Source organism: Bradyrhizobium oligotrophicum S58 (assembly GCF_000344805.1).
GTDB classification, from domain to species: Bacteria; Pseudomonadota; Alphaproteobacteria; order Rhizobiales; family Xanthobacteraceae; genus Bradyrhizobium; species Bradyrhizobium oligotrophicum.
Genome location: NC_020453.1, coordinates 3,334,660 through 3,350,896 on the forward strand (window position 1 = coordinate 3,334,660; position 16,237 = coordinate 3,350,896).

Sequence of the window (16,237 nt, forward strand, 5' to 3'; positions counted from 1 at the left end):
GCTCACTTCGTCGCCTTGACGATGACCTTGCCGGTGACGGTCTCCGGCTCGCCCTGCACCTTGGCCGAGAGCGTGACCTGGTAGCGGCCGGCCATCGGCAGGTCGGTCTTGAAGGCGTAGATGCCCGGCTCCTTGGACGGCAGCGGCGCCACCGGCGATTCCATGTCGGCCATGCCGTCCGGAGCCATGTCGACCCGGGTCTTGAAAATGACCGCGTCAGTGACGGCCTTGCCGGTCTGCTTGTTGGTGAGACGAATGGCGAGCGTGACGTCGTCGCCCTTCTTCATCTCCGGATTGAGCGGCTCGAACGTGTAGTCGCCGGCGCCTGCCATGGCGGCCGATGCGGCAAGCGAAAGGGTGGCGGCGAGCGCCGCGATGCTGATTCTGGAAAGCATGGTCCTGTCCTCATGAATGGATCTCGGCCGTGGCGCTCGCTGCGCGCACGTCAGTCGTTGGCGCGGGCAGACGTTGCGCGCGCGTCGAACTCTGGCGAGATCAGATTCGAGGAGGTCGGAAGGGCGGACTGCCGCTGTGAAGAGAGACGACCTGATCGGCGGGAAGCGCGACCGTGGTCGCCGTCATGGCAATGGGCGCAAGGGTGACGACCCTGACATCGCCGAGGGCCACCGTCCCGCCGGCGCAGCAGAAACCCATCCCGCATTTGGTGCTGTGCGCGGGGGAGGTTTGTCCCTTCATGCCGTCGGGACAGCACTCGTCCATCGACATGTCGGAGCCATCGCCCATGTGCATGCTCGTCTGCATGTCATCCGACGACATCACGACGCCACCCGCCGATGCGCCGATCGGCAGCATCGTTAGCGAGAGGGCGATCGCGAACGCTATGATGGTACGGACGAGCCGCATCGAGATCGAGTCTACCTTTGTGACGCGAATACCATCTTCTGACTAACATACTCGAGCGGCCGAGGCAGCACTTGATTTTGCTCAAAGCCTCGTGACCGTCACCTCCGCGGGTTGGAGAGGAAAGTCCAATAATTTCAGCTGGATGTGAGACCTGCAGGCCGTGACGGACGCCGCGCCTTCGAAACGACGCAAAGGCCGCAGCGGGAGAGCGCAGTGATTTCTGGGCCAGTCAATCAGCCGATCGGTCGAGGCGCTGAGCCGCGCGGGCGCGCGCTCCGGCACCCAGCGAAAGTGCTGCCGCGATCGCCACCAGTGCCGTCTCGCTGATCCAGAGCCTGTATGGCGCCTTCGGCTCGTGCCTGGTCGCGGGCCGCACCGGTGTCGTACTCCAGAACCGTAGCGCGTATTTCTCGCTCGATCCCGATCATCCCAATCGGCTCGAGCCCGGCAAGATTCCCTTGCACACCTTGATCGCCTCAATCGCAAAGCGCGACGGCAGATTGTGGTCCGTGCTCGGCTGCATGGGGGCGGACGGACAGCCGCAGATCCAGTTGCAGCTCTATTCGGCGATGATTGATCACGGCCTCGACATCCAGGAGGCGATCGAAATGCCGCGCTTCCTGTCCGGCCGCCTCGGCCTTGGTGAAGCCCGCGATACCCTGCACCTTGAGGGCCGTTTTCCCGAAGACGCAGTGGGTGCGCTTCTGCAAAGAGGACACATCATCAATCGCTGGGGCGCATGGAACGAGATGGCCGGCCACGCGCACAGCATTGCGCTCGATCCGCAGAGTGGCACATTGGCCGGAGGGGCTGATCCGCGCCGTGACGGCGCTGCGCTTGGATGGTAGCTGGCGCCCGCAGCCTGGAATCGTATCTTGGGCTTCGCGGCTGACGCGCGTCCAATTTGGTGGCGAAGAGTAAGCTTGGCCGGTCTCAACGACCAAAGTCTTTTCCGAGCCTTTCAAGTCCTCGAACAACGCCACAATTGTCCAGGCGCTGCGTCAGGGCTTTGGCAACGCGATCAGCCAGACCGGCCAGCAGCTCGTACCACAGCAGATGAACGTCCGGCCGACCTTGACGGTGAAACCCGGATTTCCCGATCCGGGTCATCGTCAGTCGCGATCTGAGCTTGAACCGTATTCGGTGCGAACGCTCGTCTGCGAGACTGAAGATCACGGCGATCCCTGATGCCAAACCAGCCAGGGTGACCGTGGAGCTTCCTGCTGCTGTCTACAAGGATCTCATATGCGGAGGTCTTGTCGAGAGAGACGGGAGAGCAGATCAAGGACGCTACACGGCTCATCGGCTCCGTGATTGGGCGCTTCATGGTATCCGATCGGGCATTTGCGAAAGCACGCAAGAAGCCGTGCTGACGCTCGGTCCGCAACAAGCCCATGAGACGTGATGAGACGTGATCATCGCGAAATCGCGGATGCGGGGGATCACGTCTCATACTTTAGCCCATCGGGTAGAGGATCTCCTTCGACACTGTGTCGATCTTGGCGAGGACGTCCGGGTCCAAGGTCAGGTCGGCGGCCGCCAGGATGTCGTCGAGCTGGTCGGGATGAGTCGCGCCGACGATGGTCGAGGCGACGAAGTCATGCTGCTTGCTCCACGCCGTGGCCAGGGTGACCACGGAGATCCCGGCCTCCGCGGCGATCGTGGCGAAGCGCTCGGTCGAGGCCAGGGTCTTGTCGTTGACGAACCGCCGCGCCATCGTCGCCTGACGGCCGCCCATTTTGAGGTAGTTGCTGAAACGCGCGCCCTCCGGCAGCTTGCCGCCATTGTACTTGCCAGACAGCACGCCGCCGCCGAGCGGCGAGAACGGGATCAGGCTGATCTCCTCCTTGCGGCAGGCCTGCGCCAACTCGTCCTCGAAGCGGCGGGTTCAGGCTGAAATTGTTCTGGATCGTCTCATAGCGCGCAAAGCCGTCGCGCTCCGAGGTCGCCAGGCTCTTCATGAGGCCCCAGGTGGTCTCGTTGCTGCAGCCGATGATGCGGATCTTGCCGGCCCTGACCAGATCATCGAGCGTCTCCAGCGCATCCTCGTAGCGGGCGCCGTGGTCGGGCCAATGTGTCTGGTAGAGGTCGATATAGTCGGTGTTTAGCCGCCGCAGGCTCGCCTCGAGCGCGCGGGTGATGTTGTGACGGTCCAGGGCCGTCATGCCGCTGCGCTGGGCGCCCCTGATCCAGCCGTGGCTCGGGCCGCAGACCTTCGTCGCCATGATGATCGCGTCGCGGCTCTTGCCCTTCATCCAGCGGCCGAGGATCTCCTCGGTGCGGCCCGCCCATTTCTCGTCCGGTGGTACCGGATAGTTCTCGGCGGCATCGAAAAAATTGATGCCGGCGTCGAAGGCCTTATCCAGAATCCGAAACGAGGTGGCCTCGTCGGCCTGGTTGCCGAACGTCATGGTGCCCATGCAGATCTTGGAAACCACGATGGGGCTTCTGCCCAGGCGCTTGGTCTGCATCAAACATCTTCCTTAGATAATACCGCAGGCTGTCGTCGGATTGCTTGTCCCGCACGGGCTTGCAACGTCGCTACAGGGTAACCAGCAATGGACGTCGTCGTCCACCATTGTCGCAGGAGTCATCGTTCTGGCTGCAACAGGATCCAAAAAAGCACATGACTGGTCGGTGTTGTTGCGCGCCAAGCGAAAAGGTCGGCCTGAACTGTCGCTTGCGTTTTGGATATCCATGGGTTTTAAGCGCATTGAAACTGCATCCGCCGCGCCAAGCGAACCGTATCGTGTGGCCTAGCCACGTTCCGCGCCGAGGCCTTCATAGCTGGCGCTCACTGAATTCACGAGGAATCCCACATGGCCAAGATGACCAAGACCCAACTGATCGACGCAATTGCAGATGGCACGCAGATCACCAAAGGTGATGTGAAGCAGGTCATCGATTACATGGCGACCGTCGGCTACAAGGAGCTGAACGAGTCTGGCGAGTTCGTTGTTCCTGGCTTTGTCAAAATGTCGGTCGTGAACAAGCCCGCTACGGAAGCTCGGATGGGCATAAATCCGTTTACGAAGGAGCCAATGCAGTTCGCCGCGAAGCCGGCAAGCAAGTCGGTCAAGGCGTCACCGCTGAAGGCGGCCAAGGATGCCGTTTGAAGCTAAGGTCTGCCCTGCTTCTGTTCATGTCTGTAGCCCGGCAAACCAAGAGCAATTCGTGATTGCTGACCTACGATCCAGGCTGAACCTGCCGAATCGAAGATGCCGAGGTGCGCCATCAATTCGAGTACATCATTCTCGCCAAGGCGCTCTTCAGCCAGGAAGCGCTTACTTGTTTGCAGAATCCCGTCGAATTGATGGTTCGTTTCGAGATCCTGTCTCAACGAGATCCCACGTGGCGGGCCGTACGCTCGCCGGCTTTGCTGCCACGACGTCGACAAGCCAGCTAGGCCTGTTATCAGCGCTGGTCATCGCCCATCAACGGCTTGATTGGCTCGCCATTTGGACCATAGGACGACACGCCGTCTCCGACGGAAAAGGACATCAGGTCGTGTCCGATGACTAATGGACCCTGGTACGTCGCGCGAGTGCGCCGAAGCAGCGCCTCCTCGGGCACATCCTGCACCGGCTTCACCGTCGCAAATACGATATGCGAATAGACCGCCAGCTTCGGCTTCGCCAGCGAGAAGATCCGCCCGGCTTCCTCGGGTGAGGTGTGATGGGCTTCGATATCACGATAAGAGGGATAATCCTTCACGAGATCAGGTTCGATGATTGCGACCTCGTGAACCAGCAGATCGGCGCCTTTCGCGGCGTTCGCGACGCGCTCGTCATATTTGGTGTCACCCGATAGAACGACTTTCTTGCCGCCATACTCGATCACGTAGCCGAAGGCTGGCTTGATCTTCTCGCCATGATTGACCTCGATCGCCGTGACCTGCACGCCGTTTTTCTCATAGACGAGTCCTGGCTGAATGTCGCTGGCATTGAACGCCACGCCTTCCGGCGGCAGATGTTCGTCATCCTCGCGAATGCGAATATCCTCCGAGAATGCCTTGGTGAGGTTCTGCGTCATTGCGACGGTGCCTGTCGGCCCGAAGATCACCATCGGGGATTTTCGCGAGGCCCAGGGCGTTCCGATCCAGCCGCTGAGCCACATGTCCGGCAAACCGACGATATGGTCGGAGTGGAGATGCGTAATGAAATGAGCTGTGATCGCGCCGAGCGGAATTCGCTTCTGGAAGAGGCGAACGGTCGAGCCCCGCCCCATATCAAACAGCAATTTTTCGGGTCCGGCCTCGACGAGTGTTGACGCACTAAAGCTTCCGATGCGTGGGGTCGGTGTGCCGGTTCCGAGCAACGTTACCTTCATTTCATCTGCCGCGGACGGATGTCCCCACAGCAGAACACAGGCCGCAATTGTAGAAGCAACCAGTCTCACGATGCCAGTTTCGATTGCTAGCATTTGAACACCGGACATTTTCGAGGTTGCTGATAGCGTGGGTGCCTGTGGCCGTCGCCACCTTGATCAGCTTGGTCCATTTAGGGGGCGCGGCTCGATCGTTGATGTGTGTTTTGCGGCTCAGCGTCAATGGTCGACAAACGATTGACCAAATCAAATGTGTTTTGCGATGCACAATGTTGCTGTTGGAGAAGGTCAAACGACGGTTTAGAAAAAGTCACCTCATCCGCCATTCTCCAACCTCAGCCGGAACGCCATGAGCAATCTGAAGGATCCGTCAAACATCGACGAGTATCTCGCGTTTCGAATCTATAATCTTGGAAAGCTTGCCGCGCGGGGCGCGGGAATGATGCTGCGGCGAGAGTTGGGGATCGGACGCCGAGACTGGCGCATTCTTGCTTACGTTGCGCAACGGCCTGGCTTAAGCCTGGGCGAACTCGCCGAAGTCGCCGACATTGAGCCGGAGCTTGCAAGTCGAGGGGTAGGTAAGCTCGTGGGTAGCGGAATCATTGCGAAGACAAGGCTCCCCGAAAACAAGCGACTCCTGGCACTTTCGCTGACGGATGCTGGGCAGGCCTTGTACGAGCAGGCGCAACGGAAAACCAAGGCGTACAATAGGGATTTCGCAGCGTGTTTGAGCGATGAAGACGCACATGTATTGGACAGACTGCTAAGGAAACTTTCGGAACGAGCTGCGGAGCTCACGCATCTGCAGGCCGCCGCTGGCGGCCAAGATGATATCGTCGAATAGGGTATGCGATGCCGTTGTGACCCGTGGTAGGTGGGGCCGATGCGGTTGCGTTTCACCAGCAGAGAGCCGTCAGCTCATAGAGATCGATCTGCTCGATACGACGTGTGTTCATATCCGAAGGCCGCTTCACCATTTCGTCGGGCGTGCTGCCAGTCGGCGGATCTCCAAGAGAAGCTGGGCTGCTGGCGCCGGTAGAATGCCCAGTCGGCGCTTGAAGGCGGTCAGCGTCCTCACGCTCGTTGCTCCGGGGATGTCCAACAGATTGACCAACCGCGCGCGACGGTCCGCGTCGTAGATCGATTCCGGCATCCAGCCGAGAAAGCCCGAGCGGGTCACGAGGCTCTTGAGGACGATGACCGACCGGGTCTCGACCACGATGTTCGGCAGCCCGAGGCCGCTGTCGCGAAACACCTGCTGCAGTTGCTGGTAGGGCGCGGTGCCGCGCGGCGTGATCGCCCAGCGCTCGTTCATTGTATCCTCGAGCGTCAGCTTTCGCTTCCGGCGCAGCGGGTGACCGGTCGCTGCGACGATATTGCTGCGGTCCTGCCAGCGGCAGTCGGGAATGGCTTCGATCTCGTCGGGCGTTTCGGCGGTGGCGCTCAGGGCGAGGTCGATTTCATGCTTGATCAGTCCCTCGGCAAGCCGGTCCCAGACTCCTTCCATGACCGACACAGTGAGCTGAGGCCAGGCCTTCAGAACACCTTCGATCGCCAGCGGGAGAATGAGACTCGCGATCGCGCCCACCGCGCCGACGCGTATCGTCCTCCTCGCCAATCCGCGCATCGCGTTGATTTCTTCGGTCGCGTTCTCCGCCTCGCGCAACAGCAGCGTTGCATGCGGCAGCAGCGCGCTGCCGATCGCCGTCAGTTGCATCCCCTTTGAATGACGTTCGAACAGCGGTGAGCCGACCTCCTGCTCGAGACGCCGCACCGTGCGGCTGAGTGCCGGCTGGGTCACGTGCAGCGCCTCGGCAGCCCGGCCGAGACTGCCGGTCGCGCTTCGGTGGGCTGACGTCCGAGAGGGCAGGGTCCAGAACTTTTTCCTGACGAGCCCCCGGGAGCCGCCAGTTCGCTCTCACGCCTCTCGAGCCAAGCCGCGGCCGCCTTCCGGTCGAATGTTCGGGCTTTCCGATGAAGGATGGCTCCGCCGCACTTGATGAGGACCTGGGCCAGATGGGGTGGTGCCGTCTTTGCGCTTGCGAGCGGTGATCGTTGCCATTAATCGGCGTAAATGGGTGGTGATCGGATGCTTTCGGTGCAACATCTAAATGATTGATATCTCGAATAAAACGGAAAATTCGATGCGTTGTCGCTTCTCGGTGGCGCCGATGATGGATTGGACAGACCGGCATTGCCGGGTGTTCCATCGGCTGCTGTCGCGCCGGGCGCTGCTGTATACGGAGATGGTCACGACCGGCGCGGTCATTCATGGCGATCGCCGGCGGCTGCTCGGCTTCGACCGAAGCGAGCATCCTGTGGCGTTGCAGCTCGGCGGCTCCGATCCAGGCGATCTTGCGACCTCGGCGAAGATTGGCGAGGAGTTCGGCTACGACGAAATCAATCTCAATGTCGGCTGCCCGTCGGACCGGGTGAAAGACGGCCGCTTCGGCGCCTGCCTGATGGCCGAGCCAGCGCTGGTCGCGGCCTGCGTCGCGGCGATGAAGCGCGTGGTGCGCATTCCCGTCACCGTGAAGTGCCGCATCGGCATCGACGATCAGGACCCGGAGGTCGCGCTCGATACGCTGGCGGATGCGGTGGTGGACAGCGGCGCGGACGCGCTGATCGTGCACGCGCGCAAGGCGTGGTTGAACGGCCTGTCGCCGAAGGAGAACCGCGACGTTCCGCCGCTCGACTACGACCGGGTGTACCGGCTGAAGGCGAGGCTGCCGCATGTGCCCGTCATCATCAATGGCGGCATTCCCGGCGTCGAGGCCGCTCAGCAGCATCTGGCGCATGTCGATGGCGTCATGCTCGGCCGCGCCGCCTATCAGGAGCCGTGGCGGCTGCTCGATGTCGACCCTGTGCTGTTCGGCGAGACCGCGCCGCATCAGACCATGAAGGACGCATTGGCTGCGCTCGAGCCGTACATCGCGCGCCAGCTCGCCGAAGGCTCGCGGCTGCACGCGATCACGCGGCATCTCGTCGGCGCCTATCACGCGGTGCCCGGCGCGCGTGCGTTTCGCCGTCATCTTGCGGAGCACGGCGTCAGGCCTGGAGCGGGCATCGAGGTGCTGCGCGAGGCAGTCGCGATGGTCGAAGCGCGCGCGCCGGCGGCCGCGCTCGCCTGAGCCGGTCATGGCGGCGGCAGCAGCTCCGCCACGGCCTGCCGTGCGATCGCATTCTCGTGCGGAAGGCCGATCGAGATGCGCAGCCAGGTGTCGAAATGCGGCTGCACGCGGCCGATGATGATGCCGCGCGCCGCCAGCGCTGCCGCGGCGTCCGGATGCGGACGACCGCAATCGAAGAACACGAAATTGGCCTGTGAGGCACTGAAGCGCCGCTTGTGTTGGCGCAACAGCGCGTGCCACGCCTCGCGCTCGGCCGCGACCTTGGTGCGGACAGCGTCCACATAGTCGCGATCGCGAAGGCTGGCCGAGGCGGCCACGAGGCTCAGCCGGTTCAGCCCGAAGAAGGCGCCGATGCCCATCTGCTTCAGCGCCGCGGCCAAAGGCTTCGGCGCCAGCGTGTAGCCGATCGCGAGACTCGCGAGCCCGTAGATCTTGGAGAAGGTTCGGAACACGGCGACGTTGCCGCCATCGCGCACCAGCGGCGCCACCGTGCGCGCCTGGTAGTCCGGCATGAATTCGAGATAGGCCTCGTCGACGATCACCAGCGCACGCGCCGAAAGCCCGCGCACGGCCTCGATGAACAGGGCGGTGTCGCTCACCGTGCCCGATGGATTGTGCGGATTGACGAGGTAGACCGCGCGCGTCCGCTCGCCGACGGCCGCCGCAATCGCGGGCAGGTCGTTCTCGAGCCGGTCGTTCAGCGGCACGCCGACGACTGTGCCGCCGGCCGGAGCCACCGCATCGACCAGCGCCGTGTAGCCAGGCTCCGAATAGACGAACGTGCCACCGGGCCCGCCCTGTGCGGCGAGATGGAGCCCGAGCACGTTGAGGTTCTCGCCGAGTACGATCTGGTCAGCCGCAACGTTTTCGCGGGCGGCGATCGCAGCCGTCAGCTCGTCGACTTCACCTCCAGTGTAGCGCGCGAGGCCCGCGAGATCGGCCTCGATCGCCGCGACGGCGAGAGGCGAGGGCCCGAATGGGTTCTCGTTGAGGGCAAGCCGGATCGGCGGATGGGGCGGACTGTCGGACATCACGGGAGTTGGCGGGCTCAGCGTTGCGGCCCCGGCCAGCAACAGCCATGCGCGGCGGTGGAGCAGGGGCACGGGGTGTTCCTCGCGACGGGAGCGGCGGATACGTCATCATCCACCGCCGACGCCACGGCGCAAGTCGGCATCACCGCCGCGCCTTCAACTCGTGTTGATACGGCTGGTCAGGCCCGCGCGATGCGTCAACTGCGGTCGGGATAACCGTGCAGCATCAGCCGGTCGGAGCGCACCTCCCAGCGTTCCAGCCGGTCGAGGAAGCTCATGCCAAGCAAATTGGTCTTCATCTGGCCATGCGGCACCACGAGCGCCGGCACCGAGCGCTCCACCAGTCTGCCGATCGCGAGGCGGTCCAGCGTCAGCCGCGCCGCCTTGGTGTGTCCGCCTGCGGTCTCGACGTCGACGTCGTATTCCAGCAGCTCCAGCGGCAGGCCTGCAGCCTTGGCGGTCTCGTAGGTCAGCACCACCGAGGTGGCGCCGGTGTCGACCACCATCGGCGCGGCGACACCGTTGATCTTGGCGCGCAACGCGAACTCGCCGCCCCTGGTGCGCTCGATCTCGACCGCGTTGGTCGGAGGGCTGGCCTTGGCCCTGAGGGCGCGGCTGCGCAGCACCTCGGACACGGTGTCGCTGGCGAGTGCCGCCTGTTCGGGATCCTTGTAGACGATGACGGCGCCTGCGGTGAGCACCATCGTGACGAGAACCAGCGCGATCTTGTTCATGCCACGCCTCCCATCCGGGCGGCTGCGCTCAGTCGTGCTTTCGCGTCATCGCGGGCAGGCCGGCGTCGTGCATGCGCGCGCCCAGCCCGTCCATCAACGCGAGCCGCTCGTCGCGCGCCATGCGGCCCCAGCGCGCGATCTCCGGCAGCGTGCGGCCGCAGCCGAAGCAGAGCTTCGTTTTCGGATCGATCATGCAGACGGCAATGCACGGCGTGTCTTGGCTCATCGTGCGAGTGTGAAAGGTTCTGGCACGGCTTTGCAAGGGCAATCATCTCACAGTCCCGTTCCGGCATTCATGATCGGTTTGCGGAGCCGTCGCTTCTCCTGAGCGGGGGCGGTCGCAGCGTCGGGCTGCAATGGCGGCGCTTCGTCAGATAAGGGCGCGAGCGCCGACATCACCCGCTCCGGCGGGAAGGTAACGATCACCTCGGTGCCGATGCGGACCTTCGACTTGAGCGTGAACGTGCCGCCATGCATCTCGATCAGGTTCTTGGCGATCGGCAGGCCGAGGCCGGCGCCCTGCTCGGCTGACTTGATCGAGTTCGAGCCCTGGCCGAACGAGGCGAGCACGATCGGAATCTCGTTTTCCGGAATGCCGGAACCGGTGTCCTTGACGCTGAGATATTGTCCGCCGGAGGCGGTCCAGCCGGCCTTCAGCCAGATATCGCCGCCTTGCGGCGTGAACTTGATCGCATTGGACAGCAGGTTGAGCACGACCTGGCGGATGGCGCGCTCGTCGGCCCACAGCCGCGGCATGTTCTGCTCGAACACCTCGTGAATGGTGAGGCCGCGGCTGGTGGCGCGCAGCTTCAGCAGATGATGGCAGTCGGCGATGACGTGCACCAGCGCCACGGCCTCCTCGTTCAGCTCGTAGCGGCCGGCCTCGATGCGCGAGAGGTCGAGGATCTCGTTGATCAGGTTGAGCAGGTGCACGCCCGAATTGTGGATGTCGGCGGAATATTCCTTGTAGACGGGCACCGCATGGACGCCGAAGATCTCGCTCTTCATCACCTCGGAAAAGCCGAGGATGGCGTTCAGCGGCGTGCGCAGCTCGTGGCTCATCTGGGCGAGGAAGCGCGACTTCGCGACATTGGCGGCCTCGGCGCGGTAGCGCGCCTCATCCGAGATCGACTTGGCCTGCTCGAGCTCGCCGATCAGCGCGTCCTTCTCGGCGCGGGCTTCGAGGGTCGCCAGCGTGGTCGAATGCAGCTGGTGAGCGAGCAGCACGAAATAGCATTCGGCTGCGACTGCGAATCCGGCCAGCAGGTAGTTATCGAGCGTGCCCGACAGTGCGAGGCTGAGCGTGATCGCGACCGTCACCGGTGCCGTCACCGCAACGGCCGCGACCGGCAGATTGGCGGCGAGCATGCTGGAGACGGCGATCACCAGCAGCATCAGGAACATCATCAGCGTGCCCGACACCTCGGCCAGAGCCGGGTGGATCAGGATCGCCATCCAGCACACGCCATAGAGCAGGTCGAGCAGCACGAAGCGCGTGCGCCAGCGCCGCGTCGCCGCCAGCGACGGCTGGTCGGCGAGGAAGTTCGAGCAATTGCGGACGATCGCGGCATGGATGCAGAGCACGCCGGCCGTCCAGGCGCCGGCCGCCAGCGCATGCAGCCAGACACTGAGCATCAGCCCGGTCGCAACCACGAGCAGCATCACGATGTAGGATGCGGAGATGCGGGTCTGCGCATATTGGCGCAGCAACTCGCGATCGAATGCCGGTCGCGTTCCCGAGGTCGACGTTAACCGGTCGCGCGCCTCGCGCACCCGTTGCTGCGCGGCCCGGCGCTGACTTGCCGGTGCAAGCGCCGGCGCATCGGCCGGAAGCTCGACAATCTCGGGCCTTTCAGCGGGTTTACTCATCAACAACACAAATCCTGCCCGGGGCCGCACGGGCTGCTTTCTGCATCGTCTATAACTGGCTCGAAATCCTTAAGACGGATTATAGACAACGAAAAATTTGCGTTAACGTCGCGTTAAAATTAACCATTGCGGCGAGGCGCGAGCCTGGGCGCGCGCAGCCGCCGCCAGCCGATCACGACGCCGGTGATGCTGAAGGCAAAGCCCATCGCGCACAGGCCGACGATGATCAGCGTGCGCAGCGTCGCATGGGCGAGCAGGGTCGGAAAGTCGAGCGTGTGCAGCGCCTGGTAGAGCCAGCGATAGGCGCGCCGGGACGGATCGAGCTTTTCGAGCACGGCGCCCGACGCCGCATCGACCTGATACCAGATGTCGCCGCAGATCACGCGATAGACCGGCGCTCCTGGCACATCGGACGCGAAAGGATAATCGTCGCCGGGCTCGACCTCGGTCGATCGCGCGCAATCGCCGCGCAGCCGGGTCGTCGCCGCATTGACGTCGGCCGGCTGCAGGAAGCGGCCCACGATCCTCGTAGCAGAGCCGTCGAGCACCGCGATCTGCTGCTGGCCCAGCGCTCGCCGGGCGCGCTGATGGATGTGGCCACCGAAGGCAAACCACTCGATCTCGCGGGCCTCGCCATGAAGGGCGGAGAGCGTGGTGGCGGTCAGGCTGCCCCAATCCGGTTCACCGATGAGAACGGCCGCTTCGGAGGTCGTGAGATGGCCGGTCGCGAACAGCCTGCCATGGTCCATCGATAGCCAGCCGCTGACGATCCAGGTCAGCACGAACTGCGTGCAGACGAGGCCCGCCCAGTGATGCCACAGATGCCAGCCGCGGTAGCGCGACGATAGGCGCGCTTTGCGCAGCCTGAGCCTGACGACTCCGAGCACGGCGCCGGTCACGGCAGCGATGACCGCCGCGAGCGACAGCCACCACACCGTGACGTTCCAGGCCGCCCAATCCTTGCGCAGCAGTGTCGGATAGATCCAGTGGACGACGCTGCCGACGTAATTCCAGCTGCGCTCGAAGCGCGTGGTGTCGAGCACGACCTCGCCGGTCCGGGAGGAGACGTAGAGCTCGGTGCCATCGGGATCGCTCAGCGCAATCCGATGCAGCGGGCGATGCGCGTCGAACCGGTTCGGCACCGTCCATTGGTCATAGCCCTCCATCGCCACGGCGGCGGCGCCGTTGGCCTCGAGTCCGCGCCGCTGTGCCGCTGCGCGCGCAATCGACAACGCGAGGTCGGGCTCTCTTACATCGGCTGCGACCAGAGTGTCGGCATGAAGGGCCGCGCTGCGGTCGTGCGCGGAGATGACATAGACCGGGCCATCCGCGCGCTGCATCAGCCGGATGCGGTCGGGATGATCGATTCCGGCAGCGGCGAGCGCCTCCGCCGGACTGCGCAGCGACATGGCGAGGTCGAGCGGCGCCAGCGCGGCGAAGCGCTCGCTTTCGGTCTGCGCCGGGAATGGCACATAGTGCATGACGATCCCGGTCGCGAACCACAGCACGAACAGCGGACCGAGCGGGATGCTCAACCAGCGGTGCGTGAGGATCAGCGCCCGGATCATGCCGTCATCAGAACTTGAACGAGGCTTCGACCTCGTAGGTGCGGGGCGCGCCGAGGAAGATCTGGTCGGGGTAGAACGGATCGCTCCAGGCCGCGTAGCGCTTGTCAGTGACGTTGCGGACCCGGAAGGCGAGCCGCGTGCTGGTCGCCGTCGCGAACAGCGGCACCTTCGGCAGATCGACGAACGCGAACAGGTCGGCGGTCGTGTAGGCGTTGAGCTTCACCGTATTGGCATCGGTGCTCCAGCGGTCGCCGACATGGCGTACCGAGAAGCCGAGCTCGACCGGCCACCAGCCCGGATTGAGGAAGCGGTACGAGCCGCCGCCGTTGACGATCAGGGCAGGGATGTTGGGCGGCGTGTTGCCGGAGAACGAGCCGCCGCCGGCGAGATCGTAGTCGGCGTAGCGTGCGCGCACATAGGCAACGTTGCCCCACAGTCTGCTTTCCGGCGTCGGCCTGACCGCGGCGGCAATCTCGATGCCCTGCGATTTGACCTTGCCGGCAAGGTTGAGCTGCTGGCCAGCCTGGGCGCTATAGACGTTGTTGCGTTCGATGTCGAAGGCCGAGAACGTCCACTCCGTGCGCCCATTCCACGTGAGCTGCTTGACGCCGGTCTCATAGCTGCGCGAATCCGACAGCGCGAGGTTCTGCGTCGGGCTCAACAGGAAGATGCTGTCGGCCGAGATGTCCGCGGCCGTCGCATACTGGCTGTAGAAGGTGGTGCCCGGCAGCGCTTCCCAGGTATAGCCGATGCGTCCGGTGAGCGGCTGCCAGCTTGTCGAATAGGGGAAGCCGCTCTTCACCACGCCATTCTTGTCGATGGAGTTGCGGTCGAGCGAGAACGGGTTGTAGCGCAGCCCGCCGACCAGCGCGAAAGTGTCGGTAAGCTTCAGCCGGTCTTCGAGGTTGAGGGCGATGCTGTCGATCGTGGCGGTCTGCAACTGGGTCGTCAGAAGGCCGTAGGTCCCCCGGTCGAAGCCGACAAGTGGGACGGATTCACCGGGGAAATTCGCCGCGCCGGGCCGCGTGAAGTCGGTGTGGGAGCTTTCGACCGAGGCGACCATGCGATTGGCGAGACCGAGGATGCTGCCGTTCCAGGTCACGTCGGTGGTGTTGCCGACCATGTTGTGGTTGTGGTGGACGAAGAACCGCTCGCGATCCACCAGATTGCTGGCGGCATTGAAGGCCGAAACCTCGTTGTTGTACCAGTCACGGCTGGCATTGTAGTTGTAGATCTGGCTCCGCAGCGTGACGTCGTTGCTCAGGTCCCATTCGAAGCCGCTGCGCACCCACGACTCCTTGATCGTCTTGTGGCCGTCGACGACATTGTAGTTGGTCGACAGCGTGCGGCCGTCGATCGTGACGGCGCCGAGATTGGTCAGGTTGTAGGCCGACACTTTGGTGCCGGAGACGATGCCGCTGGTCGCATTCGCGCCGCTGTAGGTCACCGGCACCAGCGGCGTGCCCTCATAGGGCCTGGCCTTGTAGTCCTTGAACTCGACGGCGACGAAAGTCTTGAAGCTGTCGGACACGCGGTAGTCGAGCTGGCCCGAGACGTGGACGTTCTTGAACTCGGTGTCGTCGATGAAGCCGACCTCCCTGGTCCGACTGATGTCGAAGCGATAGTCGAGACCCTTGATGGTCGTGCTGCCGCCCGAGCCGAAGCCGCTGCGGAAGCTGCCGCGCTGGTCGAAGCCGACGAAGGCTTCGTTCTGGATCGGCCCGGTGTGCGGCACCTTGGTGACGAAATTGATGGTGCCGCCGACCGCGCCCTGGCCCGAGATCAGCGAGGAGGGGCCTTTAAGAAACTCGACCCGGTCGAGATTGAACGTCTCCATCGTCAGCGCGGTGAAGCCGGTCGGCCCGACATTGATGCCGTTGTAGAGCACGTTGACCTGGTTGCCCTGGAAGCCGCGCATCGCATAGCCGACGTCGTTCGGCGCATCGCCGGCGCTGACGCCGGTGGCGCCTTTCACCGCATCGACTGTGGTGTGGTAGCCCTGCTCGCGCAGCGTCGCGGCGCCGACCACCTCGACCGTCGCCGGCACCTCGCGCGAGGTGAGGCCGAGCCGGCTGCCGCTGGCGGGCGTCGCATTGCCGTTGAGCGGTGTCGCGGCCGAGTCGGTGAAAGAGGGCACTGACGGCGCTGAGGCGGGTGACGACGCGGCCGGACGTGGTGGCGCAGGTCGTGGGCTCCGGTTCGCCGTCCGATTCGATGGCAGACGTCCGGCGGCCTGCCGCTGGCGCGGGGCATCCACCGTGACGTCCGGCAGCAGGGTGTCGCCGCGTGCCTGACTTCCGGCCGGGCTCGGTGCCTGTTGTGCGTGGGCCGCCGGCACGGTCGATCCGCCTGCCACCACCATCCCCGCCAGACACATCGAGCCCCAGACGTCCCGCACGTTCATTCCGATCCCCCATCGCGGATGCCGGCTGCGCCGACGCCCCGCGCCCCTACGCTCATGATGACGGATCGAGAACTAGCCCAAGTTCGAGAATATGTAATGTTATAACATTACATATAGCTCATTCCGAGCAAACGTGTCTCGATCCGGCAACACATGCGAACGATTAGCGATTGCAACGGGTAGCAGCGAGTCGCGGAGCGCGCAATGGCGCTGGGGGAACGCATTGGGCGGGCTCACCGGCAGGGGGGCCGGCTGGCGGCCGCGACGAGCCAATCGGCCGCCACGGAAATGAAAATGCCGTCGCTCGAAG

General features: G+C 63.9%; 16 protein-coding genes and 4 pseudogenes. 6 read left to right on the plus strand and 14 right to left on the minus strand.

Annotation, left to right across the window (positions count from 1 at the left end; genetic code table 11):
- Nucleotides 1-2 precede the first annotated feature (2 nt).
- Both S58_RS14360 and S58_RS14365 read right to left on the minus strand, forming a co-directional pair.
- Nucleotides 3-395 (minus strand): FixH family protein, encoded by a 393-nt coding sequence (locus S58_RS14360; protein WP_015666051.1) that lies wholly within the window; start codon nucleotides 393-395, stop codon nucleotides 3-5.
- Between the two features lie 100 nt (nucleotides 396-495).
- Nucleotides 496-864, minus strand: coding sequence for a hypothetical protein (locus S58_RS14365; protein ID WP_015666052.1), 369 nt, complete (start codon nucleotides 862-864; stop codon nucleotides 496-498).
- 323 nt (nucleotides 865-1,187) lie between these two features.
- On the opposite strand from S58_RS14365, the gene S58_RS14370 reads away from it, so the two are divergent.
- From S58_RS14370 to S58_RS36445, 3 genes and pseudogenes are all read left to right on the plus strand, one after another.
- Nucleotides 1,188-1,712, plus strand: a complete 525-nt coding sequence (locus S58_RS14370; protein ID WP_277996612.1) for a gamma-glutamyltransferase — start codon at nucleotides 1,188-1,190, stop codon at nucleotides 1,710-1,712.
- Nucleotides 1,713-1,830: 118 nt separating this feature from the next.
- A pseudogene (locus S58_RS38995) lies at nucleotides 1,831-1,996 on the plus strand (TrbI/VirB10 family protein); the annotation flags it as partial.
- Nucleotides 1,994-2,237: pseudogene (locus S58_RS36445) on the plus strand (DUF2274 domain-containing protein). The pseudogenes S58_RS38995 and S58_RS36445, both read left to right, overlap by 3 nt.
- Nucleotides 2,238-2,320: 83 nt before the next feature.
- Here S58_RS36445 and S58_RS39315 read toward each other — a convergent pair.
- Nucleotides 2,321-2,731, minus strand: a complete 411-nt coding sequence (locus tag S58_RS39315; protein ID WP_277996607.1) for an aldo/keto reductase — start codon at nucleotides 2,729-2,731, stop codon at nucleotides 2,321-2,323.
- An 82-nt stretch (nucleotides 2,732-2,813) separates the two neighbouring features.
- A pseudogene (locus tag S58_RS39320) lies at nucleotides 2,814-3,335 on the minus strand (aldo/keto reductase); the annotation flags it as partial.
- Nucleotides 3,336-3,683: 348 nt separating this feature from the next.
- Between S58_RS39320 and S58_RS14380 the strand changes: the two are divergent.
- The gene (locus S58_RS14380; protein ID WP_015666056.1) at nucleotides 3,684-3,980 is read left to right on the plus strand and encodes an HU family DNA-binding protein; all 297 of its coding nucleotides are present in this window, start codon (nucleotides 3,684-3,686) and stop codon (nucleotides 3,978-3,980) included.
- A gap of 2 nt (nucleotides 3,981-3,982) precedes the next feature.
- Here the strand turns inward: S58_RS14380 and S58_RS37545 are convergent, their stop codons facing one another.
- Nucleotides 3,983-4,204: a hypothetical protein gene (locus tag S58_RS37545; RefSeq protein WP_144058315.1), complete on the minus strand. Its 222-nt coding sequence runs from the start codon at nucleotides 4,202-4,204 to the stop codon at nucleotides 3,983-3,985.
- Between the two features lie 74 nt (nucleotides 4,205-4,278).
- Nucleotides 4,279-5,301, minus strand: a complete 1,023-nt coding sequence (locus S58_RS14385; RefSeq protein ID WP_244440766.1) for an MBL fold metallo-hydrolase — start codon at nucleotides 5,299-5,301, stop codon at nucleotides 4,279-4,281.
- 238 nt (nucleotides 5,302-5,539) lie between these two features.
- Between S58_RS14385 and S58_RS14390 the strand changes: the two genes are divergently transcribed.
- Complete coding sequence (locus S58_RS14390) at nucleotides 5,540-6,034, plus strand: MarR family winged helix-turn-helix transcriptional regulator (protein ID WP_015666058.1); 495 nt, start codon at nucleotides 5,540-5,542, stop codon at nucleotides 6,032-6,034.
- Nucleotides 6,035-6,160: 126 nt separating this feature from the next.
- Here S58_RS14390 and S58_RS14395 read toward each other — a convergent pair whose 3' ends face one another.
- Nucleotides 6,161-6,856 (minus strand): LysR substrate-binding domain-containing protein, encoded by a 696-nt coding sequence (locus S58_RS14395; protein WP_244440807.1) that lies wholly within the window; start codon nucleotides 6,854-6,856, stop codon nucleotides 6,161-6,163.
- Between the two features lie 42 nt (nucleotides 6,857-6,898).
- A pseudogene (locus S58_RS39325) lies at nucleotides 6,899-7,060 on the minus strand (LysR family transcriptional regulator); the annotation flags it as partial.
- Nucleotides 7,061-7,301: 241 nt separating this feature from the next.
- On the opposite strand from S58_RS39325, the gene dusA reads away from it, so the two are divergent.
- Complete coding sequence (gene dusA, locus S58_RS14400) at nucleotides 7,302-8,321, plus strand: tRNA dihydrouridine(20/20a) synthase DusA (protein ID WP_083938590.1); 1,020 nt, start codon at nucleotides 7,302-7,304, stop codon at nucleotides 8,319-8,321.
- Nucleotides 8,322-8,326: 5 nt separating this feature from the next.
- Here the strand turns inward: dusA and S58_RS14405 are convergent, their stop codons facing one another.
- The 6 genes from S58_RS14405 to S58_RS14425 all read right to left on the minus strand — a co-directional run bounded on the left by S58_RS14405 (nucleotide 8,327) and on the right by S58_RS14425 (nucleotide 15,927).
- Nucleotides 8,327-9,424 carry a pyridoxal phosphate-dependent aminotransferase gene (locus S58_RS14405; RefSeq protein ID WP_015666061.1) on the minus strand — a complete coding sequence of 366 codons (1,098 nt, stop codon included), beginning with the start codon at nucleotides 9,422-9,424 and terminating at the stop codon, nucleotides 8,327-8,329.
- A 125-nt stretch (nucleotides 9,425-9,549) separates the two neighbouring features.
- Entirely contained in the window at nucleotides 9,550-10,086 is a 537-nt protein-coding gene (locus S58_RS14410) for a TIGR02281 family clan AA aspartic protease (RefSeq protein WP_015666062.1), read from the minus strand.
- 28 nt (nucleotides 10,087-10,114) lie between these two features.
- Nucleotides 10,115-10,312: a DUF1289 domain-containing protein gene (locus S58_RS36005; protein WP_015666063.1), complete on the minus strand. Its 198-nt coding sequence runs from the start codon at nucleotides 10,310-10,312 to the stop codon at nucleotides 10,115-10,117.
- Between the two features lie 47 nt (nucleotides 10,313-10,359).
- Nucleotides 10,360-11,955 (minus strand): sensor histidine kinase, encoded by a 1,596-nt coding sequence (locus S58_RS14415; RefSeq protein ID WP_015666064.1) that lies wholly within the window; start codon nucleotides 11,953-11,955, stop codon nucleotides 10,360-10,362.
- 119 nt (nucleotides 11,956-12,074) lie between these two features.
- Nucleotides 12,075-13,523 (minus strand): PepSY domain-containing protein, encoded by a 1,449-nt coding sequence (locus S58_RS14420; protein ID WP_015666065.1) that lies wholly within the window; start codon nucleotides 13,521-13,523, stop codon nucleotides 12,075-12,077.
- 7 nt (nucleotides 13,524-13,530) lie between these two features.
- Entirely contained in the window at nucleotides 13,531-15,927 is a 2,397-nt protein-coding gene (locus S58_RS14425; RefSeq protein WP_042339479.1) for a TonB-dependent receptor, read from the minus strand.
- Nucleotides 15,928-16,237 lie beyond the last annotated feature (310 nt).

Coding starts and splice junctions, on each gene's coding strand:
- S58_RS14385 (WP_244440766.1), bottom strand. CDS start 5,301: ATGTCCGGTGTTCAAATGCTAGCAATCGAAACTGGCATCGTGAGACTG.
- S58_RS14365 (WP_015666052.1), bottom strand. CDS start 864: ATGCGGCTCGTCCGTACCATCATAGCGTTCGCGATCGCCCTCTCGCTA.
- S58_RS14360 (WP_015666051.1), bottom strand. CDS start 395: ATGCTTTCCAGAATCAGCATCGCGGCGCTCGCCGCCACCCTTTCGCTT.
- S58_RS14415 (WP_015666064.1), bottom strand. CDS start 11,955: ATGAGTAAACCCGCTGAAAGGCCCGAGATTGTCGAGCTTCCGGCCGAT.
- S58_RS14420 (WP_015666065.1), bottom strand. CDS start 13,523: ATGATCCGGGCGCTGATCCTCACGCACCGCTGGTTGAGCATCCCGCTC.
- S58_RS14380 (WP_015666056.1), top strand. CDS start 3,684: ATGGCCAAGATGACCAAGACCCAACTGATCGACGCAATTGCAGATGGC.
- S58_RS14410 (WP_015666062.1), bottom strand. CDS start 10,086: ATGAACAAGATCGCGCTGGTTCTCGTCACGATGGTGCTCACCGCAGGC.
- S58_RS14390 (WP_015666058.1), top strand. CDS start 5,540: ATGAGCAATCTGAAGGATCCGTCAAACATCGACGAGTATCTCGCGTTT.
- S58_RS36005 (WP_015666063.1), bottom strand. CDS start 10,312: ATGAGCCAAGACACGCCGTGCATTGCCGTCTGCATGATCGATCCGAAA.
- S58_RS14425 (WP_042339479.1), bottom strand. CDS start 15,927: ATGAACGTGCGGGACGTCTGGGGCTCGATGTGTCTGGCGGGGATGGTG.
- dusA (WP_083938590.1), top strand. CDS start 7,302: ATGATTGATATCTCGAATAAAACGGAAAATTCGATGCGTTGTCGCTTC.